A 23,411-nucleotide genomic window follows, 5' to 3' on the forward strand; every position below is an offset into this window, starting at 1 on the left:
CCCGCGCCGCTCGCCCGCCCCGACGGCACGGCTCGTGAGTTGACCTTCCGCCCGTCGTGGCAAATGCTCGTGCACGCGGCGTCCCACGCAGGTACGAAGGGATCAGCTCCGCTGCGCCGTTCAGGGGAGACCTGACTAGCTCGATCGGGTGGCGTCCGCCGCCGTTGTCTACTGTCCCGCAGTACCTTCTGGCAAGTTGCATCCTGCATATCGCGTCGTAGCGCTCGTCGACCGGTGTCCCGTCCCCGTCGGCAGTAGCTGGAGGGAGCGACAGATGGACGACGCCAGGCCCGAGCATCGCCGCGCCGGACTGGAGAAGGCCAGATTCGCGGCTTGTTGCCTGTCCGGCGGTGAGACCCCCGACAACTCCAGCGACGTCGACTTCGGCGTGCTGTCGACGCTGGCCGCCCAGTTGTCGCCGCGGTCGATACGGCCCGGCGAGAAGCTGTGGCAGGCGGACCGACTCCCGTCGGCGGTCTGGATCATCCAGCACGGCCTGGTCGAGGTGGCCGTCGGGCGGGGCGCGCGCCGCCGGGTCGTGCAGACCGCCGGCGCCGGCGAGGTCGTCGGCATCGTACAGCTGCTCAGCGGACAGGTTCTGCCGTGCCAGGCGCAGGCGGTGGACACCGTGTCGGCCCTGGAATGGCCGGCCGGCCTGTTCTTCGGCGCGCTGCACCGGCGCCCCGCGCTGGCCCGGATGCTGCTGCCCACGCTGAGCAGACGCGTGACCAACGGCTGGGTCCGGCTCGCCTCGGTGGCGGTCAGCAGTCTCGAGATCCGTGCGGCGCGCATGCTGCTGATCGAGGCCCGGGACGGTGTCGTCGCGTTGCCGCAGGACGTCGTCGCGTCGATGATCGGCGCCTCCCGGCAGGCGCTCAACCGAATCCTGCGCGGACTCCAGACGGTCGGCGTCATCAAGCTGTCCTACCGGACGATCCGAATCCTCGACCGCGCCGCACTGGTCCGACTCGCCCAGCCCTATGGGGACGAACCGATCAGCGCGCTCGGCAGTCCTCGCCATGCGGAACCGAGGTAGCTGCCATTCCGCGCCCACACGAGGAAGGAGCCCGGCCGGCTGAGCCGGCCGGCCGGGCGCGGCGTCAGCGGCACCTGTGCAGCTGGCGCACCCGTGGCCCCTGCGACAGCTCGTGCCGTGTGGGCTCCGTCGTGGACTGGGCCAAGTCGTCGAGACGGTCCAGGTCCAGCAGCTGGATCCGGCGGTACTGAAGCTCGATCGCGTGGTCGCGCTGGAAGTCCCGGAGCACACGGTTGAGCGCCGGCCGGGACGCGCCGATCATCGACGCCAACGTCGCCTGCGAGACCGGCACCACGCCGTCGCGTTCCTCCAACAACAGCATGCGCGCCACCCGCACCTCCAAGCTGCTGGCCAGCACGGCCGACAGCCGAACCCGGCTGTCCACAACGCGGTCGGCCAGACCGTCCAGCAACAATCGCGCCAGCACGGGATCCCGCTCCAGCTGAGCGAGAAACTCGCGCACCGGCCACAACAGCGCGGAGACATGGGTGGCGGCCTGCACATGGCACGGAGTCCAGCGGCCCGACACCAGCGGCACGACGCCGAACGCCTCCCCGCGGCACAACGTCTGCACCACGCACCGGTCGGCGCCGACGCCGACGGCGACCTCCGCGATGCCGTCCTGGATGATCCACACACCTGGCGGCCGCTGTCCGGGCGAACACAGGTCCTCGCCGACGCGGAGTTGCCGGGCGCACAACTGTTCCGCGAGCGTCGACAGGACGGCCCGCTCCTCACGTCGCCGGCCGCCGAGCGCGCGCACGGCGAATCGCGCGTTGGCAAACGTGAGCGGCACAGTTCTCGGTGAAACGCGCCGGTCGCCGGGCACCTCCGGTGCCATCCTCGCCGGCCGGTCCCCCACCACTTCGTCCACCGATGTCCTCCAGAAGATCCGGCCCCAGGTCCGCGCGCGGTGTTTCCCTGCGGCAGCTCGGTACACCGAACGCGGCGCGCGAACTTTGTCGGCGCAACAACAATTGGCGCACGAGTGCCGGATTCCCATGATCACAGCGAAGTCGCCCGGTCGGAACAGACACTGTCGTCCCGAGGACGATCTGCTCACCCGCAGCGGTCCGGCGACTTGATCTCGCCGCGCGGACCGGCGAACCTGGGCGTCGCCCGGCAGTTTCCACACTCGCCGGGCGCTCGCGTTTTCCACACTCCCGCAAGGATCGCTGATGCCCGCGTCGACCTCCGCGTTCGCCTGTGTCCCGGCCCGGATTCCCCGCCGGGCCGAGCACGATGGCGCAGCAGCTGAGCCCCGGTCCAGGCTCGGCGAGCTGACCGGCCAGTTGGGGGTGGCCGTCGAGGAGGTGTACGAGGTGCTTCAGACGAATCCCGAGCTTCGTCTCGGTTACTCCAGCGACCAGGCCTGGTCGTCACCCGCCCAGCGGAGCTGGATCCGCCGAGCCTCGTCGTAGCAGTGCGAACACGTCGGCCAGTACCACTCGTCCTGATGGGCCCGATGGCTGACGATGACCACGCCGCACAACGCCGGCAGCTCGGTGCCCGGCCCCGCCGGGTGTTCCGCGAGATAGCAGTGCCTCCGCAGGGCGGCGGGCTGCCAGGTGAAATGCGGCTGCAGCAGTTGTCCGCACAGGTTCACAGCCGCACCTGCTGCAGACAGGAGGAGCACAGTGGGCCGGGACCGGGAATTCGCATTCCCTCCACGGAAAGCACGGCCGCGCAGTACGCGACGACCCGGTCCGCGACGACGTCCGGCGGGGGGACGAGCGCGATGTGGCGAACGCGTCCGTCGTCCGTGCCGCTGGGACCGCCGTGTGCGGCGAAGACCTGAACTCCCTGGTGGTTCAGCTCCAGTAATCGGGATCGGGCCCCAGCCGGCGTGGGATCGGCCGTGGTCCGCCGCATGCAGGCCCGTGTTCGTATTTCGCGCGGGCCGCGAGTCAGCTGGTCGATGGTGCGTCGCTGGGAGGGTTGACGGAGCCATTTTTCCATCACTGTCGGATCACTCCTCGTGACATGCGGCTTTCGTCGTGCGCATTCGAGTTTGCGTGTCCGACTCGTCCTTTCAAACCTCGTGGCCATCCGCCAGGGGACGCAATGGTGTCTCATCGGACAGTGTTCGCCGTTCCGTGACGGGCCCGCCCGTGGTGGTGTGACCGGCCGTTGCGGGGACCCGGCCCGAACCCGACACCACGCATGACGCGGTTCTGGACACCAGAATGGACAAGTGCCTGGGCCGCCCGCCGGCCTTGTGGTGCTCCCGCCAGGCCAAGCCGGAAAACCGGGGCAGCCGGTCCCTCGGGGATGGAGCCGCGGAACAACAGCGAACCGGCCGCCCCTCACGAGCACAACACCAGCCACTGCTGGCCTCTCTGCCACCAGCTGCGTACGGAGGGGAGACCACCAGCCAGCCACGACCTCCGCCATTTCTGTCGGACGTCCGCGCTCGCACCGCCCGACAATCACTGACGTGGGTAACCGTGACGCCTCGCGCTGCCGGCGGCGACCCCGATGATGCCGCACCCCCGCACCCGACGCCAGATCAAAAACGCGGAAGCCTCGCAAATTGACGACAGTGTCACCAACTCGCCATCTCTGCCCCGGTGCCCACCCGATCCGGAGCGGAACCGCGGGGGCGGGCACATGGACTCTGTGGACTCAGGGCCTATGACCGTCACGGGTGTCCCGTTGGCTCGCGCATGCTGGGAAGTGCCGGACCCCGGCGCCCCGCCTGAGGAAGCACAACTCTCTCGTGGCTTCTTGCCGGCAGGTAGTACCGATGGTGAATTTTGGGAGTAGCAACGATGTTACGCCAGCTCTGGGTCGCGTCGCTCGTGCTCTTGAGCGCGGTAACCGTGGACCAACAAGGGGGTGTCGCTCTCCGTGCTGATGAACCACAGGTGGGGAGCGAATTACAGCTGACGAAGGTCGCGGGTGCTGGGGACACGGTGAAGCGACTGGAACGCGTGCTCTTGTGCGACCCGGTGGGCGGTGATCATCCGTACGGAGATGCCGCGTGTCACGATCTCAGCGTCGCGTCCAGTGATTTCGATCATCTCCCCGGGGATCCCAACGGGGTGTGCGCCACGGGGAGTCGTCACTACGACCCGGTTACCGTCAGCGCCACGGGGATATGGGAGGGGACTCCGATCACATTCGAGAAGACGTACGACAACCCGTGCAAGCTCCGCTTGCACACCGGTCCGGTCTTCGAGTTCTAGCTCCGAACACCGCCACGCCGTGGTCGCTCATCGGGCGCGGCCGTCTGACCGCGTGCGAAGTCCTGCGCTGGCAAGGCCGCCGGGACCGGGCCGCGCCGCTGGGCGGCCGCCACCGCGAAGGGCTGGGCCTGGCACTGGCCCGCCGCGTCCTGTCCGCCGCCCAGAACTGAGCGGTCGGCCGGGCCAGAACCAATCAACCAGCCACACCCCCGCCCAGCCCTGGGCGTTCGCCCCCGGGTGGGTACCGGTCCCCCGACCCGCTGTCGTCGGACCGGTACCCCCGCGAACCCGGTGCACGTCGGGGGGTGCGTGCCCGGATCTGAGCATCACTCAACCAGAGGCGACACCCCCGACGCCAGGGGGACATGACGCCACTGGCCAGGACTGGCCAAGCAGCACGGGCGCCACCCGGCCCAGCTGCCGTCTGGATGCCACCCGCTCCGGCGGGCGCACTCCTCCATCACCAGCGGCATCGCCGTGTTGACGGAGTCGTCGACCGGGACCTGCGGCATCATGAAGGGCCCCTTCCTCACGTTGATCGTGGTGAAGGGGTCCTTCATGACGTTGAACGTCAGGGAAGGTCCCTTGATCTTGGGTGGGCGGGGGGCTGACGCGCTTCTGAAATGCGGACTAGGGATGCCGGCGGAGCCGAGCCGGGTCGACGGCGGTCGCGGCGGTGTCCCCGTCGAGGCGCCAGCCTTCTCCGTACGCCGCGGCAAACGCTTCCGTGCCGAGCGCGGCCTCGCCTCGGCGGACGAGTTCGCGGACCTGCCCGTTGGTGCGGTCGTGTGCGCCGCGCAGCCGGGAAGCCGCGCCGAGCAGGACGGCCGACTCGTGGTGCTGCCCGTACGCGTCGGCGACCCCGGCCGCCCCCACCGCGACCAGCGACAGGATCGGCATGTCCCAGGCCCGGACGCCGGCCGCGTACGCGCTCGCCAGTGCCTTCTCCGCGCCGGCCGGATCGCCCAGTTCCAGGCAGAGCTGGCAACGTGCGGCGCCGACCAGCGTCGCCACATGGTCGCTGGGGAACGCGGTGTAGCCCCGCAGAGTCCGTTCGGTGGCGTCGAGCAGTTCGCGCGCCCGGCCCAGATCGCCGAGCCGGAGCCGGAAACCGGCTTCCCGCGCGTCGAACAGGAGCTGCATCTCGCCTGACGCGGGCAGCTCCCGTTCCCGAGCCGACTCGATCATCGCGATCGCCTGGTCGGTTTCGCCACGCAGCAGGTGCAGGTCGATCCAGCGCAGCTGGCTGAACACCCGGTCGCCGGCGTTGAGCGAGCCGAACTCGGCGGCCAGCGACTGGGCCTCGCGCAGATCGGCCACCGCACCGTCGAGGTCGCCGTCGTACTGCCGCAACTGGGCCCGCATCGGCAGCGCGGCGGCCTGGCCCCAGTGGTCACCGGACTCGCGGAAACAGGTCAGGGCCGCGGCCACGTCGGTGCGCACCGCGTCCAGGTCGCCCGCGTTCTCGGCCAGCTCGGCACGGAACATCCGGGCCAGCCCGGACAACCAGCCGTCGCCGTCGATCAGGCGCTCGATGATCGTGCGCGCGGCCGTTTCCTGCCGCAGGAACGCGAGCGGCAGCGCGGAAAGTGCGGCGTAGGGGCCCGGCAGCTCCGGGTGCCCGAGCAGCTGCGCGGCCAGCTCGTGTGCTCGTGCCCGGTCATCGGCCCCCTGCCCGGCGGGTGCGCTAGCGCGGCTGTCGACCAGGTTGAACAGGTGGATCGCACGTGCGCAGTCACGGTCGGGAGATCGCTCACCGCCGGGTACCGCCAGTGCTTCGCCCAGCCAGTAGGCGGCGTCGGCCTGGCGGCCGAACATCTGCCAGTACCAGGTCAACCGCAACGCGAGGGTGACCGCGCCGTCCGCGTCGCCGGTGTCGCACCGCCGGCGCAGGGCGGCCAGCACGTTGTCGTACTCGGCGCTGATGACGCGTGTGGCCGACAGCTGACCGGGCCCGCGCAGTTCGGCGTCGGATCGGGTCAGCAGCTCGGTGAAGTACCCCACGGCCAGGTCGCGAACGGCATCGAGAGCGTCCTTTTCGGACAGTCGCTCGATGCCGTATTCGCGCAGCGTTTCCAGCATCCGGTAACGGCCGGGGTCGGGTGCGAGCTGCAGCAACGACCGGTCGACCAGACCCGCGAGCAGTTCCGGGACGTCCGCGGCGGGCACCGTGGTGCCGGCGCAGACCGCGATGGCCGAGGCGAGCGTGACGCCGCCGGGCAGGATCGAGACGCGTTCGGCGACCGTGCGTTCGACGTCGTTCAGCAGGTCCCAGCTCCACGCGATGACCGCGTGCAGGGTGCGATGCCGGGGCCGTGCGGTGCGACTGCCGGTGGTGAGCAAGCGAAATCGGTCGGAGAGCCCGTTGGCCAGGTCGGGTAGTGACAACGTGCGCAGCCGGGCGGCGGCCAGTTCCAGCGCGAGCGGCATGCCGTCCAAGCCGAGCACCACTCGGATGATGTCGGGCAGCGTGGTCTCGTCGACGGCGAACCCGGGTCGTACGGCGGCGGCTCGTTCGGCGAACAGGCGCACCGCCGCGGTCCGCTGTGCTTGCTCGACGCCGTCGTCCCGCCCGGGCAGTGCGAGTGGGCCCAGTGGCACCAGTGCTTCGCCGTCGACTGCGAGGGGTTCGCGACTGGTGGCGAGAACCCGGAGTCCGGGACATCGGGACAGGAGGGCGGCGACCAGGTGGGCGACGGCGTCGATCAGATGCTCGCAGTTGTCCACCAGCAGCAGGCTTTCCCGGCTGCCGAGCTGGTCGGCGAGGATGTCCAGCTCGGTGCCCTCGACTCGCCTGCGGGCTTCGAACATCGCGCCGCCGCGCAGCCCGATCCCGGCCAGCACGGCCGCGGTGACTTTGGCCGGTTCGGTGACCGAGGCGAGGTCGATCATCCAGGCGCCGTCGCGGTTGCGGCGGGCGGCCTCGACGGCCAGCCGGGTCTTGCCCGCACCGCCGGGGCCGAGGACCGTGACCAGGCGGCCGCCGGTGAGCAGGGTGTCGATCCGGGCCAGGTCGTCGTCGCGGCCGATGAAGCTGGTCAGCGGCGCGGGCAGCGTGCGCGGCGCCAGGCCGGTCGCCGGCCGCTCGGCCCGCAGCAGGCGCAGGTGCCGCTCTTGCAGCACGGCACCCGGGTCGGCGCCGAGGTCGTCGGCCAGTGCTTCACGGACCCGCTCGTACCGGGCCAGTGCCTCGGCTTGGCGGCCCTGGGCATCGAACGCGTCCATGAGCAGTGCGGTCGCCCGTTCGTGGACGGGATACTCGGCGAGCAGGGCAGTCAGCCGGTCGGCAGCCGCGTCGGCACGGCCAAGGGAAAGCTCGACAGCGGCCAGATCAGCGACGGCTTCGATCGAAAGGTGCGCCAGCCGGGCCGCGACGGCCGGGGCCACTGCGGCGACGAGCGTGGGCTCGGCGCCGGGACGGTCGCCCCACATCGTCACGGCCTCGCCGAGCACGGTCGCCGCGGCGTTCGGATCGTCGGCGTGCAGCCGGTCCCGGCCGTCGGCGGCGAGCTGCTCGAACCGCAGCGCGTCCACGTCGTTCGCGGCCACGTCCAGCCGGTAACCCCCGGCGACCTGCGTGACGTCGCCGGCCGAGCCGAGGGCCCGCCGCAATCGGGAGACGAGGGCCTGCAGGGCGTGCGCGGGGTCGGCGGGCGGGTCCTCAGCCCAGATCGCGTCGACCAGGACACTCTGCTCGACCGCACGGCCACCGGCGAGCGCCAGCCGTACGAGCAGACTCCGCAACCGCGCACCCGGGACGGCCAGGACGGCGGTGCCACGAGACGCCTGGAACGCGCCGAGCAGCGTGACCCGCAGCCTGTCCATGACCCGATCTTTCCGTGCCGACCAGCGCGTATCCAAACCAGGGCGTCCGGTGTGAGCGCTGTGTGCGCCTGGTGTGAGCGGTCCGCGGCACCCTTCAGCTGTCCGAGGAGAACAGGTTTCGAAGGGGATCTCTCATGTACGACGTGGTGATCGCGGGCGCCGGACCGGTCGGGCTGCTGCTTGCCGGGGAGCTGGGTCTCGCCGGCTGCTCGGTCCTGGTGCTGGAGCGCGAGCCGGACACCGACACCCCGTGGCGGGCGGCGGCGCTCGGCATGCGTGGCCTGTCCGCCGCGTCGGTCGAGGCGTTCTACCGCCGCGGGCTGCTGGAGCCGCTGCGGGCCGCCGCGAAAGCGCAGTACGGCTTCATGATCGACCCCGACGCGGACGACGCGGTGTACCCGCACAACGTCGGCCACTTCGCCGGCATCGTGCTCGATCCGGAGAAGGTGAACGTTGCCGCACTGCCGTTCCGGCTGCCGGCCCCGGCGATGCAAGGCGTGCCGACCAGCCTCGCCGTGCTCGAAGGGATGCTGGCCGAGCGGGCGGTCAAGCTTGGTGTCGAGATCCGGTACGGCGCCGAGGTTTCAGCCGTCGAGCAGGGCGAGGAGAGCGTGGTCGTGCGCGCCGGCGAGCAGGAGTACGAGGCACGTTGGCTGGTCGGCTGCGACGGCGGGCGCAGCGCCGTGCGCAGGCTCGCGGGCTTCGAGTTCGCCGGCACCGAGCCGCAGCTCACCGGCTACGTCATGCTGTCCACCCTCGCCGATCCGGCGAAGCTGAACCCCGGGTTCAACCTGACGCCGACCGGCATGTACATCGGGATGCCCACGGCGGGACACATCGGCATGATGGACTTCGACGGCGGCGCGTTCGACCGTTCGCAGGAACCGAACCGCGAGCACCTCCAGACGGTGCTGCGCCGGGTTTCCGGCACCGACGTGACGGTGGCCGACGTGAGCCTTGCTTCCACCTTCACCGACCGGGCCCGGCAGACGACGACCTACCGGCAGGGCCGGGTGCTCCTCGCGGGCGACGCGGCACACATCCACTCGCCGCTCGGCGGGCAGGGACTCAACACCGGCATCGGCGACGCGGTGAACCTGGGGTGGAAGCTCGCGGCGACCGTGCGGGGATCCGCGCCGGCCGGGCTGCTCGACACCTACCAGGAGGAACGGCACCCGATCGGCGCCTGGGTGGTCGAGTGGACGCGCGCCCAGGTGTCGGCCATGCGGCCGGATCCGCACGGCCAGGCGATGCAGGGGTTGATTCGCGACCTGTTGTCGACCCGGGACGGCACGACCTACGTCTACGAGAAGCTGTCCGGCCTGGCGATCCGCTACGACCTCGGCAGCACGCAGCCGCTGGTCGGCCGCAGCGCCCCGGACTTCCACCTCGCGGACGGGACCCACCTCGGCGACCTGCTCGCGGCCGGGCGTGGCGTGCTGCTCGACTTCACCGGAACCCTGCGCGAATCGGCCCAGGGCTGGGAAACCCGCGTCCAGCACGTGGCCGGACCGGCGCAGGACACTCTCGGCCTGGGCGCGGCACTCGTCCGCCCGGACGGCGTGATCGCCTGGGCCGGTGACCCCGATCCGGACCGCCGGGCATTCGAAACGGCCGCGACCCGCTGGTTCGGCGACCCGTCGATCTGATCGCGGCCGCCGAAGCGCTGGCGATCATCGGCAATACCGGCCTGCCCTGTTACCAGCCGGAACTGTCCAGCACGCTCGGAGTCCGGGACACCTACGTTAATTCTCCGCGAAGTTGATCAGTGACAGGGGTTGGTCACCGGTGCTTCAATGCGTTAGGAAACTTTCCTAACGATCGACGGAGGCCCTGCACTCATGTCATCTCCCCGTACGCGCGTCGCAGTGGTAGCCGCTGCGGCTCTAGCGCTAGCCACGCCGCTCGCCGTCAGGTCCGCCGCCGCCGCGACGATGAACACCGACGCCACGGCTGTCACCTCGGCCGCAGCTTCCCCGGCCTACACGGCCGCCCAGGTGCTGGCTGGCGTCAAGAAGAACAGCACGTCCGCGAACCAGGTCAACTCCAAGCCCCACATCAACACCATGACGCGCGCCAAGAACGTGAACGTGTACCAGGTGGCGACGGGCGTCTACGCCTACGGTTCCAGCCTGGCCGTCGACGACGACGGCAGCGACCCCGATTCCGATCCCGACCACCAGGACCAGACGACTTTCCAGGACAGCAACGGCAAGCAGTTGGCCGCGCACCACGTGCCGTTCTACGTGCTGGGCGACGACTGCTGGGACCGCAAGTCCCCCTGCCCGCACTTCTTCTACAAGGAACACAACATCAAGGGCCGGCAGTTCGCGCTGATGTTCTACAAGAGCAAGGTCATCGGCGCGATCTTCGGCGACACGCAGACCGGGAACGACCAGACCACCTCGGACAACGACTCCCGCGAACTGGGCGAGGCGTCGGTGAAGTCGGCCGCGCTGCTCGGCATCAACAGCAGCGGCACCGACGGTGGTGTCGACAACGGCGTGACCGTGGTGATCTTCTCTGGCCCGTCCTGGGTTGTGAACGGCAGCAACGCCAACCTGAACGCCAATGCCCAGGCCCTGGTCCAGAAGGCACTGGACAGCCTCGGCGCGAGCATGGGTCTCAAGTAGTCCCTGCGATCAATCCACACTGAACGCGATCACCACCATACCGCCGATGGTGAATATGGTGGTGATCGCGTTCACTGGCGCCCAGTTTGGCGAATGACCCTGATGCCTGGGGCGCAGCGATCATCATGCGGCCGTCCGCAGCTTGGGTGGCCAAGGTGCTCCAGCGCCGCGTTGCCCACCTCGGCGCGGGCGAACGACCCGCCGGACTAACCTGAGTGTCACTCGACAGTCCGACACCGCGAGCACGAGTCGTAGTTCCCGCAACGTGTATGCCACTATCGGCTACGCCACAGGAATGCGGTCACAGCGCCACGAATCAGACGGGCCGGACACGAACCGCCAAACCGGCGCTTGTCGTGCCGGATGCCCGCTCGTACTCCACCCACTGTCCAGGCGCCAATGTCGGACGCCCGTCCTTCCTGGCCGGCAGCAGCTCCTCGATGTCGACGTCATCAACGCAAATATCAGGACCACCCCGGTCAGGGGCGATAAAGCCGAAACCGAGGTCCTGGCTGAACCACGTCACCACACCCCGCGCCATGCCGATCTCCTCGTTAGGCGGCGTCCGCGTCAACGGACCGGGTCTCAACGCTACGCAGCGGGCACGTCGAGCCGCAGGCGCGCACGCCGATCGCAGGGTCACGGCGTGAACTCGATGCAGCCATCCAGCACGGCGTCGGCGACCTGCCGCAACTGACAGTCCACAGTGAACGCGTGTGCGCGCATGCACTGGTACGCATGCGTCACGCCGATGCCCAGCTGAGCCGAGACGACACTGACCGCCAGTTTCACCCGTGCCCACTGTTCCGGCAACGAGCCGGCGAGCACGTCCTCCACACCGCGCCCACGCTGCCCAAGTTCGCTGTCCAGCAGCAATGCCAGGGCGTAGTCCGCGAAAAGTTGCCCATCGGTCAGCGCCGCCGTCGGCAACGCGCCCGGGTAGGCGCGGTACAACTCAAGAACGCCGACCGGCACCTCGCGAGCGGCCAGCGGGAACGCGAACACCGCGCGCACGCCGAGAGAGCTCAACATCGGGACCAGCGCGGGCCACTGATGCAGGCTGGCGCTGCTGGCCAGATCGGTCGACATCACCACGTCGCCGTCCTGCAGCGCCTGCATGCCCGGACCGGTGCCGACGGTGATCTCAAGTTCGATCGCGCGCTCGCTGACGACATCGGTCGCGTAGATCGGCTCGCCCAGCCCGAGGTCGCCGATCGTGCACAGGCTGACGCCGGCGACGCCGAGCGCGGCCGAGCAGGCGCGGCAGACATGCTCGATCCCCACCGGCACGTTGTTGGCACTGGCCAGACTGCTGATCATCGCGGCGATCGCCGCCTGCCCTCGACCGCCGGCCATGCCGCTCACCTCGGCCGTCCATCTCGGTGCTCCAGCTCCGCAACCGCTCGCATCGCACGTCCCCGATGTTCGGCACTTCGTCCCTGGCAACAGGAAGCGTCGCGCGCGAACGGGCCTGTGTCGTCGCAGCGAACGGGCTTCTTGCACTGGGTGCTCACCGGCAGACCGGCATACCAGCTAGCCGGAACCGCCCGCGGTCATTCGTCCACGCTGACCGGCAGCTCCACCTGCAGCGAGGTGCCCAGGCCCGGTGGGCTGGCGACGGTCATCCGACCTTCCAGGGCCTCGATCCGGTCGGTGAGCCCGATCAGACCGGAGCCGCGTGCCGGATCAGCACTGCCAACGCCGTCGTCACGGACCGAAACGAACAGCCGGCCCTCCCGCACAGCCGCCTCGACCCGAACCACCGACGCCCGCGCGTGTTTCGCGGCGTTGGCCAGCGCTTCCGCCACCGTGTAGTACGCCGCGACCTCGACGGGCGGTGCGAGTCGGCTCTCCACCCGCACGTCGAGTTCGACCGGGATGGCTGAGCGACGAGCCAGCGCCCTGAGCGCGGGACCCAGACCCCCCTCCGACAGGATCGCGGGGTGGATCCCACGCGAGATCTCGCGCAGTTCGTCCACCGCCGCCGCCAACCCGGCGGCGACCTCGGACAGCTCCGCCAGGAGCCCGGGTAACTCGGCCGGCGTCCCGGCCTCGATCGTCCGCACGTCCAGCGCGAGGGAGACGAGTCGCTGCTGGATGCCGTCATGCAGATCGCGTTCGATCCGCCGACGAGTCTGGTCGGCGGCGGCCACCACGCGCGCCCGAGAGGCGGCCAGGTCGGCACGCGCTTGGGTGTTGGCGATCGCGGTGGCGATCAGGTCGGTGAAATTGGCGAAGCGGTTCTCGGTGTCTTCGGGCAGCGGCTCGTCCCGCGTCGACAGCGCCTTCATCACTCCCCACAGGGCTCCTTCGACGAGGATCGGGACCCCGACCGCCGACCTGACGTCTCCGCCGAGCGCCACGGCAACGCCCTCGATTCGCGCGGGCTCGTCGGTGCGCAACACCTGGGACGCGACACCACCGGCGTCGAGCGTCACGCGGGCTCCGACCAGCACCTCGGAGCCGGCCGCTCCCCAGCTCGCGACCACGGTCGCCGTGCCGTCGGCCTCGTAACGCAGCAGCCGCGTGCCGTCAGCACCGAGGACCCGGCCCGCCTCCTCGGTCACGGCGGTGAAGACAGCGGGCGGCGGCTCCGCGTGCGCGACGAGGGTGGCCACCCGCCGCAGCGCCGCCTGCTCATCGGCGAACCGGGTGAGCTCGTCGCGGTTCTGCTCGAGCGAGCGTCCCATCTTGTTGAACGAGCGCTCCAGTGTTCGGATCTCGGCTGCTCCGGTCTCGGGGATGCGAGTGGTGAGTTCGCCGCCGGCGAGCCGGTCGGCCATGGCCGCGGCTCTGCGCACGGGGCGGATGACGGCACGTGTCATGTAGCCGGCGAAAAGCAGGATCAGCACTAGCGATCCGGCGACGCCGGCCGCGACCGCGACCACCGCCTGGCGAGCCGTGGCCTCGGCCTGCTCGTCACGAACGACGGCCACGCCGCGCTCGGTCAGGTCGAGGCGCTCGAAATCGATCCGGATCGGGTCCACACGCCGTCTCCCCTCCTCGATCGCCGCGACACTGCGGACCAAGGGATCGTTCCGGCGCGCGGCATCCACCATGGGCACCGAATACCGCGCGATGTAGGACTCGATGCCTTGTGTGATCCGCCGGGACTGGCCCTTCTGTTCGAGGGTGTCGGACAGCCGCTGCAGGTTCGCGCTCTCCGCCGGGATCGCGGCGCGCGCGGTGTTCCAGGGCTCGAGAAAGCTTTCGTCGCCGGTCAGCAGGAAGCCGCGGCCGCCCGTCTCGACGTCGACGAGCAGCCTCTCGAGTCGGCTCGAGCTCGTGAGCAATTCCTGAGAATGCCTCGCGAGTTGCGCCGACTCGCGCTCAACGACGACCGCGCTGAGCAGGACGACGAGCAGGACGCCCTCCGTGATCGTGAGCAGGGCGCACGCGCCGAGCACGCGGAGGATCAAGCCGCCCACGGTAGCCTCCTGTACATGGCCTCCAGTACAGTCCGTCGCCTCGCGACGCGTAAGGGACTAGGGTCCCCATAACGGACAAATGGAAGCATCGAAGGAGTCCGGTCCAGGACCGGCGCGAGACCGCACCGCGACCAACAAGGGACGGGTGGTCGTGGCGGACGACGACGTCCTGCTGCGCGAGGGCATAACCAGCCTGCTCGAACGCTCCGGATTCGACGTGGTGGGCCAGGCCGGTGACAGCGCCCAACTCCTCGCCCTGGTCCAGGACCACGTTCCCGACCTGGTCATCTCGGACATCCGGATGCCACCGACGCAGCGCACCGAAGGGCTCACGGCGGCTCGAACGATCCGCGAGCGGCACCCCCGGACGGGTGTGCTGCTGCTGTCCGCCCACATCGAAGTGGAGCACACGCTGGAGCTGTTGGCCAGCGGGCGGGGGGTCGGCTACCTGCTCAAGAGCCGCGTCGTCGACGTGAACGAGTTCATCGACACCGTGGAGCGGATCGCCAAGGGCGGTGTCGTCGTCGACCCCGTGCTGGTGCAGGATCTGTTCCGCGCCAGTCGCAAGGACGACCCACTGGCCGCGCTGAGCGCCCGGGAGCGTGAAGTGCTCGCACTGGTGGCGGAGGGACGGTCCAACGCCGGCATCGCTCGTCAGCTGTGGGTCACCGAGGGAACCGTCGAGAAGCACGTGCAACACATCCTCACCAAGCTGCAGATCCCCGCCAGCGACGCCGATCACCGCCGCGTGCTCGCGGTCATCACCTTCCTCGAAGCCCGCTAGACCTGGCCGCTCGGGCCGAGGAGCAGCTCATGGACGGCGCTGGCGCTGAGGGCGGACTTGGCCAGAAATCCGAGTGCCGGGCTGTCCGCGATGAGCTCCTCGAAGTCCTCCCGCTGGTGGGTCGACACCATGATGATCCCGGGCCCGCCCGTGGTGTGCCGGTCGTCGAACCGATGCTCGTCCAACCGCCGCGCGAGTTCGAAGCCGCTCTCGTCGCCGAGATCGATGTCGACAAGCACCACGTCCGGCCGGAACGCCCCGGCGCGCCGTAGCGCGTCGGCGCCGGTCAAGGCGATGTCGACGACCAGTCCCTCGCGTTCGAGCAGCGCCCTAGCGGCCTGGAGGAAGCGAGCACTGTCGTCGACGAGAAGACAGCGCAAGGCCATGACCCGAGGATGGCAAGGCCGCCTCCATCGCACATTCCCGCTAGCCCGAAGGGCGCACGTTCCCGCGAGCTCAAGCCGACAGCCTGCTCGCGATCGACTTCTTCCGCGTCGACGGCCGTAGCCACCTGGCGCGACCTGGCCATCGGGCTCAGGCGGGGAAACGTGGTTGATCGGCTGCTGCCCCTTGGATAGCAATGCCCAGTGATACGTGGCGAAAAGACCGGGCTGCGGGCCCGGCACGAGAACGACGTCCCAGTTCTCCACTCCGAGCTGTACGACGATGTGGCCACCCGGTCACGCGCCGACTCTCGTCCGTGGCGGCCCATCCCACCAGGCTCGGGCCACTCACCCTTCGCCGCGACCGGACCGTCGGACGAGGCAGCGTGCTTCTCCGTCGTCGAGCTGGAGTCGCAGGAGCTGGCCGGCGAGGCCCTGCTCTGGGGCATCGACACACACAACCGGACAGCTCACATCGGGATCGCCCTGCGCCCCACGTTCCGTGGCCGCGGGCTCAGCGTCGATGTCCTGCACACGCTGTGCGAGTACGGATTCGCCGTACGCGGACTCCAGCGCCTGCAGATCGAGACCCTCACGGACAACACCCCGATGCTCGCGGCGGCAACCAGGGTCGGGTTCATCCGCGAGGGAACGCTGCGGCGCTCCGCCTGGGTGTACGGCGCATACGCGGACGAAGCCGTCCTCGGCCTCCTCGCGAACGATTGGACGCCCGCCTCGATCAACTCGCATCGCGAGCTCAGCGATGTGCACCGCCACTGAAAACGGCGGCGGCCGCGGTGACACTTGTTGCCCGTTTCGTGTCGGGGTCGACGTCGGAGGCGGTGAAAGGCATGAGCGGGGTGGCGCTCAGGGACAGCAGGGACAGCAGGTCGCGGATCTCGTCGGCGGGGATGTCGTCGCGGACGGTGCCGTCGTGCTGGGCACGGGCGATGAGGGCGGACTTGGCCGTCTGCACGTCGCGGAGGGCGTCAGGGGCTGGCAGCTCGGGGCGTTCGAGCAGGCCCCAGGCGGTGAGCCGGACGAGGTCGGGCTGGGAACGGTAGTAGTCGTGCAGCCGGCCGACGTAGCCGGGCAGATCGGTGGGGTCGAGCGGGACGGCGTCGACGATCCGGAGGACCTGCGAGCTGAAGACGGCGTCGAAGAGGTCGATCTTGCGGCCGAAGTAGCGGTAGAGCAGGGCGCTGTTCACGCCGGCACGGGCGGCGATTCGACTGACTCGGGCGCCGGCGATGCCGTGGGCGGCGAACTCGGCGGTGGCGGCGGAGAGGATGCGCTGTCGGGTGGTGTCGGCGTTGCGGGCCACCGGCTCACCTTCCGACGAGGTGCCGGGCCAGGAAGTCGGTGACGTCGCGGCGCACGGTGACGGCCTCGGGCAGGTCGGGCTCCCAGTTGAAGCCGTGCCACATGCCCTCGCCGACGCGGAGTTCGACCGGCACGCCGGCGGCGCGCAGCGTCCAGTACAGCCGGATCCCGTTGCTGGCCAAGGTGTCCCGGGTGCAGGTGGTGATGATCGTCGGCGGGTAGCTGGCGTCGGAGTCGCCCTCGCCGCTGATGTCGGCGGCCGGTGTGAACAGGCCGAGTGCCGCCGGCATCGGGATGCCGCGGGCCTTGGCCTCGGGCGCCAGGGTGTAGTCGACGGAGCAGACACGGATGTTCAGCTCGGACGCCGTCAGCAGCGCGGTGCGCTCGCGGGCGGTGCCCATGATGAAGCCGCCGCCGTGGATGTTGAGCAGCACCGCATCGGCGAACGCGGGCGCCAGGGGCGTGATCCACTGCACCGGCACACCGGCGACCTCGCCGCGCTCGACGGTCAGACCCCGCTCCGCGATCAGCCGCTCCTCGACGACGTCCTCATGGGCCTGGAACTGCTTGCGGAACCGCACCGCCATGCCGGCGGAGGTCATCGCGGAGATCAGTGGCGACGGGATCCACGACGACGGGGTCCGCTGGAGGAAGGCCACCGCCTGCGGGCTGATGGTCGCCGCCTGCCTGGGCCGCACCCGGATGGCCATCACGTCTCCTCGTATGTAGGAAGTTACCTACTTTCGAGGGTAGATCGCCGGAGACACGGCGACAAGTGTGCCCACGAACACGCGGGAACTGCGGGGTCAGCCGGACCGAAGCACCGCCGCGGCGGCCGCGACGATGGTGGCGCGACGACGTTTGCGATCGATGGCCGAGCCCATCGCCGGCATCAGCGGGGTGTTGCTCAGCGACAGCAGGATCATCAGGTCCCGCAGCTCGGCGGCCGACATCGCGTCCGGGATCAGCCCGTCGCGCTGCGCCTGCGCGATCTTGTCCGTCCGCGCGCGATACCCCTCGTGCACAGCCTCCGGAAGCTCCTGCTCCGGCCGCTCCAACTGCCGCCAGGCCGCCAGCCGCACCACGTCCGGGTGAGATTCGTAGTAGTCGTAGAGCCGGCCGGCATAGTCGGGCAGGTCGGCCGGGTCCATCGGGACGGCGTCGACCGTGTCCAGCACGAGCCGGCTGTAGACGGCGTCGAAGAGGTCGATCTTGCTGCCGAAGTAGCGGTAGAGCAGTGCGTTGTTCACGCCGGCGTTCTTGGTGATGCGGTCGACGCGGGCGCCGGCGATGCCGTGCCGGGCGAACTCCTCGGTCGCCGCGTCCAGGATCTTGCGCCGGGTCTCGTCCGCGTTGCGTGCCATGCCCCACAGTGTAAGTAGGTAACCGTCTACTTGCCCACCGCGCCGACTCGCCCTAGCCTCAATGTAGGTAACTTCCTACATAACGATCGGAGGCGAGGTCATGGACGTCTACGGCGAGGTCGCACCCGGGTTCGAGGCCGTGCGTGACGCGTTCGCCAAGGCCCAGGCGCCCGATCCAGGGTCGGCGCAGCTGGCCGTCCACCGCAATGGCCGGCCGGTGGTGGACCTGTGGACCGGACCCGAGTCGTTCACCGGCGACTCGATCAGCGTGCTGATGTCGGTCAGCAAGGGCCTGACCGCCAGCTGCGCGCACCTGCTGGCCCAACGCGGCCTGCTCGACTACGACCGGCCGGTCCGGGACTACTGGCCGGAGTTCGGCAAGCCCGAGATCACCGTCCGGCACCTGCTCAGCCACACCGCCGGACTGCCGGCGTTCCCGCCGGAGATCGGCTACGTCGAGCTGCTGAACTGGGACCTCTGCGTCGGCGCACTGGCCGCGATGACGCCGATGTGGCGGCCGGGCACCGAATTGGAGTACCACGCTGTGACCTACGGCTTCCTGGTCGGCGAGGTGATCCGCCGGATCTCCGGCCGCAGCGTCGGCACGTTCCTGCGCGAGGAGTTCGCCGAGCCGCTGGGCCTCGACCTGTGGATCGGCCTGCCCGCCAGCGAGTTGGACCGGTTCGTGAACGAGTTCACCACGCTGCCAAACCCGGACCCCGCCGTCGAGGTGCTCAACAATCCCGCGGTGCTGGCCGCCGAACTGCCCGCAGCCAACGGAGTCGGCAACGCTCGCTCGCTGGCCCGCTTCTACGGCGCGCTGATCGACAGCCTGTTCACCGAGAAGACCCTCGACCGCGCCACCGTCGTCCAGACCGACGGTCTGCCGTCGCACGGCGAGCCAGGCGAGTTCCCGGTGCGGTTCGCCCTCGGCTACGAGGCGCCGCGCGCGGGTTCGCCGTTGCTCGGTGGCAGCTCTTTCGGCCATGCCGGTCTCGGCGGCCGGCTGGCGTTCGCCGACCGGGCCAGCGGTCTGTCCGTCGGCTACACCTGCACGAACATGTCCTGGGAGCCGGAAACCGGTCCCGATCCCCGCTGGACGCCGTGGCTGTCGGCGCTGCGGGACGCCTCGCGGAGGGCAGCATGACCACCGACATCACCATTCCCGACCTGACCGGCAAGCTCGCCGTCGTCACCGGCGCGAACAGCGGCCTCGGCTTCGGCCTCACCGGACGACTCGCGAAGGCCGGGGCGGACGTCATCCTCGCCGTGCGCAACCGCGCCAAGGGCGCGGACGCGATCGACCGGCTCAGCAAGAACATTCCCGGCGCCAAGCTCGGCATGCGCGACCTCGACCTGTCCTGTTTGGACTCCGTCGCCGCGCTCGGCGAGCAGTTGGTCGCCGAGGGTCGCCCGATCGACTTCCTGCTCAACAACGCCGGCATCATGACGCCACCGCGCCGGGACGTCACCGAGGACGGCTTCGAGCTCCAGTTCGGCAGCAACCACCTCGGTCACTTCGCGCTGACCGCTCACCTGCTTCCATTGCTGCGTCAGGGAAACGCGCACGTGATGACCATGAGCAGCATGACCAACCGCTGGGGCCGCCTGAACTTCGACGACCTGAACTGGGAGCGGTCCTACAGCGCACAGCGCTCCTACGGCACGTCCAAGCTGGCCAACCTGATGTTCGCGCAGGAGCTCCAGCGACGCAGCGACCGAGGCGGCTGGGGCCTGCGCAGCAACTCCGCGCACCCCGGGGCGACGATCACCAATCTCCAGGTCACCGGCCCGACCCACGGCCGCAGCTCGACCGGCATGGTCGACCTGATGAACCGGATCTCGTACCGGATCCCCGGCATGTGGCAGCAGGTCGACCAGGGCATCCTGCCTGCCCTGTACGCCGCGACCAGCCCAGACGCCGTCGGCGGCGGCTACTACGGCCCGAACGGTCCGTTCGAGCTGACCGGCGGACCCGCCGAGGCGCGCGTGCCGAAACGGGCGCTCGACGAGGCCGACGCCCGTCGCCTGTGGGCGGTCTCCGAGCAGCTGACCAAGGTGCGCTTCCCGGAGATGTGAGCACGACCGTCCCGCATGTCGCCATCCACCGGAACCTGCTCGACCGCGTAGACCGGTTCTGGGCGTTGCTCGACCAGGACTCCACCCCACATCTCCATACCCAGCCATACCAAATCGACCACCATCGCCCGCCGGAACGGCGGCGTCTTGGGCACCTTTTCGAACTGTCCGCCACTGGACTTCCTCAGGCCTACGGAGAGTATTTCCCATGCGCACATATGCCAATCTGTACATCGGCGGCGAGTGGACGGCGCCCACCGGCACCACTCCGCTCGAGATCAGGTCGCCGCACGACGGAAGCCTGGTCGGCACCGCCGCGCAGGCGTCACGCGCGGACGTGGACCGCGCGGTGGCGGTCGCCCGCGAGGCCTTCGACCACGGTCCCTGGCCCACGCTGAGTCCCAAGGAGCGGCAGGACCACGTCGCCCGGTTCAACGAGCTGCATGCGGCACGCGCCACGGAGATCGCAGAACTGGTCACCGCGGAGAACGGCACACCGGCATGGTTCACGTCCTCACTGCAGGGCGGCGTCGCCGAACAGACCAACGCCTACCTCCGCGCCGCCGCCGACTTCGGTTGGGAGGAAAGGATTCCCGGTTCGAACGGCACGACCACCGTCCTGCGACGCGAACCCGTGGGCGTGGTCGCCGCCGTCATTCCGTGGAACGCCCCGCACCAGTCCGCGCTGGTCAAGGTGATCCCCGCGCTGCTGGCCGGTTGCACGGTCATCCTCAAGCCGTCGCCCGAGACGGCGCTGGACGGTCTGTTGCTGGGCGAGGTGTTCGAGGCGGCCGGCTTCCCCAAGGGCGTGGTCAGCATCCTGCCCGCCGACCGCGAGACCAGTGAGTATCTGATCTCGCACCAGGACGTCGACAAGGTCGCCTTCACCGGCTCGACCGCCGCCGGCCGGCGGATCGCGTCCGTCGCGGGCGACCAGCTCAAGCGATGCAGCCTGGAACTCGGCGGCAAGTCCGCCTCCATCGTGCTGGACGACGCCGACCTCAGCGCCGTCATCGCCGCGGTGCCGTTCATGGCCTTCGTCAACAACGGCGAGTCCTGCGCCGCCCACACCCGCCTGCTCATCCCGCGTAGCCGGTATGACGAGTTCGTGCCCGCGATCATCGGCGCCGCCGAGGCCGTGACCGTCGGCGACCCCTCCGCACCCTCGACCTTCGTGGGCCCCCTCGTCACCGCCGTGCAGCAGCGGCGCGTGCTGGACTACATCCAGACCGGCATCGACGAAGGCGGCCGGCTCGTCGTCGGTGGTCTCGGCATGCCCGACGGCCTCACCACCGGCAACTACGTGCGGCCGACCGTGTTCGTGGACGTCGACAACTCCATGCGCATCGCCCAGGAGGAGATCTTCGGCCCCGTGCTGGTCGTGATCCCCTACGCGGACGAGGACGACGCGGTCCGCATCGCCAACGACTCCCCGTACGGACTCAGCGGCGGCGTGTGGACCACCGACCCGGAACGCGGGCTGGCCATCGCCCGCCGCATCCGCACCGGCACCTTCACCGTCAACGGCGCCCAGGGCGGGTTCGACATGCCCTTCGGCGGCTACAAGGCCAGCGGCATCGGCCGCGAGTTCGGCGCAGTCGGCCTCGGCCAGTACGTCGAACACAAGACCATCGTCGTCTAACCAACAGGACCTATGGCTGCGTCCTGGTTCGGCGTACGGTGCCGCCGAACCAGGGATCAGCCCCTGGGGTGCTGTTCGCTCAGGCCGACATCGGCAGCAACCGCGCCGTCCCCCGGCGGCCGCCATCGGACCCAGCAGGCTCGGGCCGGCGGCGCCCAGCAGTACATCCGACGGCTCTCGGCAATCCCGTTCGACATGCCACCGCGCGCCGGAGATTCGCCCGCGATGCGACGCGCCTGCTCGACACTGAGCGCGATGTCGGTAGGTGCCGACATGCCGCTTGAACTGCATGAACGTGATTTCGGCACGCACAGGTCCCGGAGAACTGCTACAGCTCCGGCACCTTCTGGCACTGGATGGCGCTGGCGGGCTTCCACATGCCGCCGCACGGGTCGCTCATCGACTTCCTGGACTGACGCGAATCGCCGATGCCCGCACTTCCCGCCGGAAGTGCGGGCATCGGCCGTCCGATCACCCAGCCGATCAAGCGACAGCGGCTCCTCGAAGGCCTGATCAACGAGTACGAACGCGCCGCGCCGCTCAACCGCAACGAACGCAAGCGAACCCTCCGCCTCGACCGCGCGGCCGCCTGCTACCCATCCGTGAGCGGGTGAGCGCTCGGCGGTCTAGCCGAGCAGCACTCACACTTGCCCCATCGCAGTAGCGGTCACACACATCGACTCGTGTACGTCGGCGTGGTGGTACAGCGCACGCCCGTCGATCTTGATGCGCCGCCACTTCCGTTGGCTGGCAAGGCGGTAGACCGTGCCGGTGGACACCTGCCAGAGCTGGGCGATCTCGGACGCGCCGTACCAGTGCGCGGTTGATGTGTTCGCCCTTGCCAGCTGCAACCACATCTCCGAGCTCCACCTGTGCTGTTCATCTTCACTGCAGCGGATCTCGGTCCGATGTGAGGCCCGGTCGGGGTGGACAAGGGCCCGCACCATGCCGATGCAGCCGTCCTTGGCGCAGGGTCCGAGCGGAATCACCCGCATCCGCATGGGATCGATCACCTGACGGGCCGCCCGCCGCAGCGCCGCAATCTCCTCCGCCGCTTCTGCGGCCGCCGGATGTTCGCTCAGCCAAGGCAGGTTCGCGGCCAAGAAGGAAACGAGGCCGCTGACATCGCGCCGGGGTCCTTGGATCCCCTGCTCTTCCACGATCAGCGCGGCCCAGGAGGCGAGGACGTCTTCGATGGTGCTCCGCGCGTCCGCCGCGGTCGCGTTGAACGGCATGTTGGGACACGGCTTCGAGGTGGCCACCCGCTCGCCGGGCACGAACCGGGTCCAGTCCGACCCGCACGCCGTTATGAGCGGTAGCCGTCGCAGACACGGCGCGGGCCGTTATGGCGGGCCGGCGGTCAGGCCAGGTTGGGATTGTCGAGGATCCACAGCCATGTTCCATCTGGCTGCCTGCGCGCCACCTCGGCCGTGATCGGCCCGCCGTCGTGGGTGGTCGACGTCAGGGCGAGATCTCCCTGGACCACCGTGAGGTTCTGCCGTCCGGGACGCAGCGAGACCGGAGCCGATGTCGCGTCCTTGTACGCCGCACGGATCTTGGCGTGTCCGATCGCGACACCGCCGCCGAACAGCGCCAGCACTGCGTCCGCTTCGTAGAGTTGCACGAGGCCTTCGACGTCGCCGTTGGTGAACCTCTCCAGGAACAGTTCGCTCAGCTGTGACGGGTCGTGTGCCTTGCGCCGGTATTCAATGCCTGTCATTTTCGT

24 protein-coding genes are annotated in these 23,411 nt (G+C 69.6%); 11 read left to right on the forward strand and 13 right to left on the reverse strand.

Features of this window, described 5'->3' with window-relative positions; translation table 11 throughout:
• Nucleotides 1-274: 274 nt before the first annotated feature.
• Nucleotides 275-1,036, forward strand: coding sequence for a Crp/Fnr family transcriptional regulator (locus tag JJ691_RS32600; protein WP_211763419.1), 762 nt, complete (start codon nt 275-277; stop codon nt 1,034-1,036).
• A 64-nt stretch (nt 1,037-1,100) separates the two neighbouring features.
• On the opposite strand, the gene JJ691_RS32605 is transcribed toward JJ691_RS32600, so the two are convergent.
• The 3 genes from JJ691_RS32605 to JJ691_RS32615 all read right to left on the reverse strand — a co-directional run bounded on the left by JJ691_RS32605 (nt 1,101) and on the right by JJ691_RS32615 (nt 2,908).
• A complete protein-coding gene (locus JJ691_RS32605) occupies nt 1,101-1,832 on the reverse strand; it encodes a Crp/Fnr family transcriptional regulator (protein ID WP_211763420.1) in 732 nt (243 codons plus the stop codon).
• A 558-nt stretch (nt 1,833-2,390) separates the two neighbouring features.
• On the reverse strand, nt 2,391-2,642 hold the full coding sequence (locus JJ691_RS32610) for a zinc finger protein (protein ID WP_211763421.1): 252 nt from the start codon (nt 2,640-2,642) through the stop codon (nt 2,391-2,393).
• Nucleotides 2,639-2,908, reverse strand: a complete 270-nt coding sequence (locus JJ691_RS32615; RefSeq protein ID WP_211763422.1) for a hypothetical protein — start codon at nt 2,906-2,908, stop codon at nt 2,639-2,641. Before JJ691_RS32615 ends, JJ691_RS32610 begins: the two co-directional genes overlap by 4 nt.
• Before the next feature lie 899 nt (nt 2,909-3,807).
• On the opposite strand from JJ691_RS32615, the gene JJ691_RS53460 reads away from it, so the two are divergent.
• Nucleotides 3,808-4,224 carry an SSI family serine proteinase inhibitor gene (locus JJ691_RS53460; RefSeq protein ID WP_211763423.1) on the forward strand — a complete coding sequence of 139 codons (417 nt, stop codon included), beginning with the start codon at nt 3,808-3,810 and terminating at the stop codon, nt 4,222-4,224.
• Nucleotides 4,182-4,394: a hypothetical protein gene (locus JJ691_RS32625; RefSeq protein WP_211772275.1), complete on the forward strand. Its 213-nt coding sequence runs from the start codon at nt 4,182-4,184 to the stop codon at nt 4,392-4,394. Before JJ691_RS53460 ends, JJ691_RS32625 begins: the two co-directional genes overlap by 43 nt.
• Nucleotides 4,395-4,854: 460 nt before the next feature.
• On the opposite strand, the gene JJ691_RS32630 is transcribed toward JJ691_RS32625, so the two are convergent.
• Nucleotides 4,855-8,049: a BTAD domain-containing putative transcriptional regulator gene (locus JJ691_RS32630; RefSeq protein ID WP_211763424.1), complete on the reverse strand. Its 3,195-nt coding sequence runs from the start codon at nt 8,047-8,049 to the stop codon at nt 4,855-4,857.
• Nucleotides 8,050-8,183: 134 nt separating this feature from the next.
• Between JJ691_RS32630 and JJ691_RS32635 the strand changes: the two genes are divergently transcribed.
• Together JJ691_RS32635 and JJ691_RS32640 are read left to right on the forward strand one after the other, a co-directional pair.
• Nucleotides 8,184-9,698 (forward strand): FAD-dependent oxidoreductase, encoded by a 1,515-nt coding sequence (locus JJ691_RS32635; RefSeq protein ID WP_211763425.1) that lies wholly within the window; start codon nt 8,184-8,186, stop codon nt 9,696-9,698.
• A gap of 219 nt (nt 9,699-9,917) precedes the next feature.
• Nucleotides 9,918-10,682 carry a glycoside hydrolase family 75 protein gene (locus JJ691_RS32640; protein ID WP_249227161.1) on the forward strand — a complete coding sequence of 255 codons (765 nt, stop codon included), beginning with the start codon at nt 9,918-9,920 and terminating at the stop codon, nt 10,680-10,682.
• Nucleotides 10,683-10,998: 316 nt separating this feature from the next.
• Here JJ691_RS32640 and JJ691_RS32645 read toward each other — a convergent pair whose 3' ends face one another.
• From JJ691_RS32645 to JJ691_RS32655, 3 genes are all read right to left on the reverse strand, one after another.
• Nucleotides 10,999-11,223 (reverse strand): cold-shock protein, encoded by a 225-nt coding sequence (locus JJ691_RS32645; protein WP_211763427.1) that lies wholly within the window; start codon nt 11,221-11,223, stop codon nt 10,999-11,001.
• A 98-nt stretch (nt 11,224-11,321) separates the two neighbouring features.
• Nucleotides 11,322-12,038: a GAF domain-containing protein gene (locus JJ691_RS32650; protein WP_331474481.1), complete on the reverse strand. Its 717-nt coding sequence runs from the start codon at nt 12,036-12,038 to the stop codon at nt 11,322-11,324.
• 197 nt (nt 12,039-12,235) lie between these two features.
• Nucleotides 12,236-14,110, reverse strand: a complete 1,875-nt coding sequence (locus tag JJ691_RS32655; RefSeq protein WP_211763429.1) for a CHASE3 domain-containing protein — start codon at nt 14,108-14,110, stop codon at nt 12,236-12,238.
• 79 nt (nt 14,111-14,189) lie between these two features.
• Between JJ691_RS32655 and JJ691_RS32660 the strand changes: the two genes are divergently transcribed.
• Entirely contained in the window at nt 14,190-14,894 is a 705-nt protein-coding gene (locus JJ691_RS32660; RefSeq protein ID WP_211763430.1) for a response regulator transcription factor, read from the forward strand.
• On the opposite strand, the gene JJ691_RS32665 is transcribed toward JJ691_RS32660, so the two are convergent.
• A complete protein-coding gene (locus JJ691_RS32665) occupies nt 14,891-15,280 on the reverse strand; it encodes a response regulator (protein ID WP_211763431.1) in 390 nt (129 codons plus the stop codon). The genes JJ691_RS32660 and JJ691_RS32665 overlap by 4 nt on opposite strands.
• A gap of 201 nt (nt 15,281-15,481) precedes the next feature.
• On the opposite strand from JJ691_RS32665, the gene JJ691_RS32670 reads away from it, so the two are divergent.
• Nucleotides 15,482-16,057 carry a GNAT family N-acetyltransferase gene (locus JJ691_RS32670; RefSeq protein WP_211763432.1) on the forward strand — a complete coding sequence of 192 codons (576 nt, stop codon included), beginning with the start codon at nt 15,482-15,484 and terminating at the stop codon, nt 16,055-16,057.
• On the opposite strand, the gene JJ691_RS32675 is transcribed toward JJ691_RS32670, so the two are convergent.
• The 3 genes from JJ691_RS32675 to JJ691_RS32685 all read right to left on the reverse strand — a co-directional run bounded on the left by JJ691_RS32675 (nt 16,035) and on the right by JJ691_RS32685 (nt 17,964).
• Nucleotides 16,035-16,601: a TetR/AcrR family transcriptional regulator gene (locus tag JJ691_RS32675; RefSeq protein ID WP_211763433.1), complete on the reverse strand. Its 567-nt coding sequence runs from the start codon at nt 16,599-16,601 to the stop codon at nt 16,035-16,037. The genes JJ691_RS32670 and JJ691_RS32675 overlap by 23 nt on opposite strands.
• Nucleotides 16,602-16,605: 4 nt before the next feature.
• Nucleotides 16,606-17,310, reverse strand: coding sequence for an alpha/beta hydrolase (locus JJ691_RS32680; protein WP_211763434.1), 705 nt, complete (start codon nt 17,308-17,310; stop codon nt 16,606-16,608).
• Between the two features lie 96 nt (nt 17,311-17,406).
• Nucleotides 17,407-17,964, reverse strand: a complete 558-nt coding sequence (locus JJ691_RS32685; RefSeq protein WP_211763435.1) for a TetR family transcriptional regulator — start codon at nt 17,962-17,964, stop codon at nt 17,407-17,409.
• Between the two features lie 100 nt (nt 17,965-18,064).
• Between JJ691_RS32685 and JJ691_RS32690 the strand changes: the two genes are divergently transcribed.
• The 4 genes from JJ691_RS32690 (at nt 18,065) to JJ691_RS32705 (ending at nt 22,299) form a co-directional block, all read left to right on the forward strand.
• On the forward strand, nt 18,065-19,111 hold the full coding sequence (locus JJ691_RS32690) for a serine hydrolase domain-containing protein (protein WP_211763436.1): 1,047 nt from the start codon (nt 18,065-18,067) through the stop codon (nt 19,109-19,111).
• Complete coding sequence (locus JJ691_RS32695; RefSeq protein WP_211763437.1) at nt 19,108-20,043, forward strand: SDR family oxidoreductase; 936 nt, start codon at nt 19,108-19,110, stop codon at nt 20,041-20,043. Before JJ691_RS32690 ends, JJ691_RS32695 begins: the two co-directional genes overlap by 4 nt.
• A gap of 208 nt (nt 20,044-20,251) precedes the next feature.
• Nucleotides 20,252-21,685, forward strand: a complete 1,434-nt coding sequence (locus JJ691_RS32700; RefSeq protein ID WP_211763438.1) for an aldehyde dehydrogenase — start codon at nt 20,252-20,254, stop codon at nt 21,683-21,685.
• A gap of 428 nt (nt 21,686-22,113) precedes the next feature.
• Nucleotides 22,114-22,299, forward strand: a complete 186-nt coding sequence (locus JJ691_RS32705) for a hypothetical protein (protein ID WP_211763439.1) — start codon at nt 22,114-22,116, stop codon at nt 22,297-22,299.
• Between the two features lie 27 nt (nt 22,300-22,326).
• Here JJ691_RS32705 and JJ691_RS32710 read toward each other — a convergent pair whose 3' ends face one another.
• Nucleotides 22,327-22,920, reverse strand: coding sequence for a helix-turn-helix domain-containing protein (locus JJ691_RS32710; RefSeq protein WP_211763440.1), 594 nt, complete (start codon nt 22,918-22,920; stop codon nt 22,327-22,329).
• Between the two features lie 125 nt (nt 22,921-23,045).
• A complete protein-coding gene (locus tag JJ691_RS32715) occupies nt 23,046-23,405 on the reverse strand; it encodes a YybH family protein (RefSeq protein WP_211763441.1) in 360 nt (119 codons plus the stop codon).
• Between the last annotated feature and the right edge of the window lie 6 nt (nt 23,406-23,411).

Origin of the sequence: Kutzneria sp. CA-103260, from assembly GCF_018263855.1 — a bacterium.
Classification (GTDB): domain Bacteria; phylum Actinomycetota; class Actinomycetes; order Mycobacteriales; family Pseudonocardiaceae; genus Kutzneria.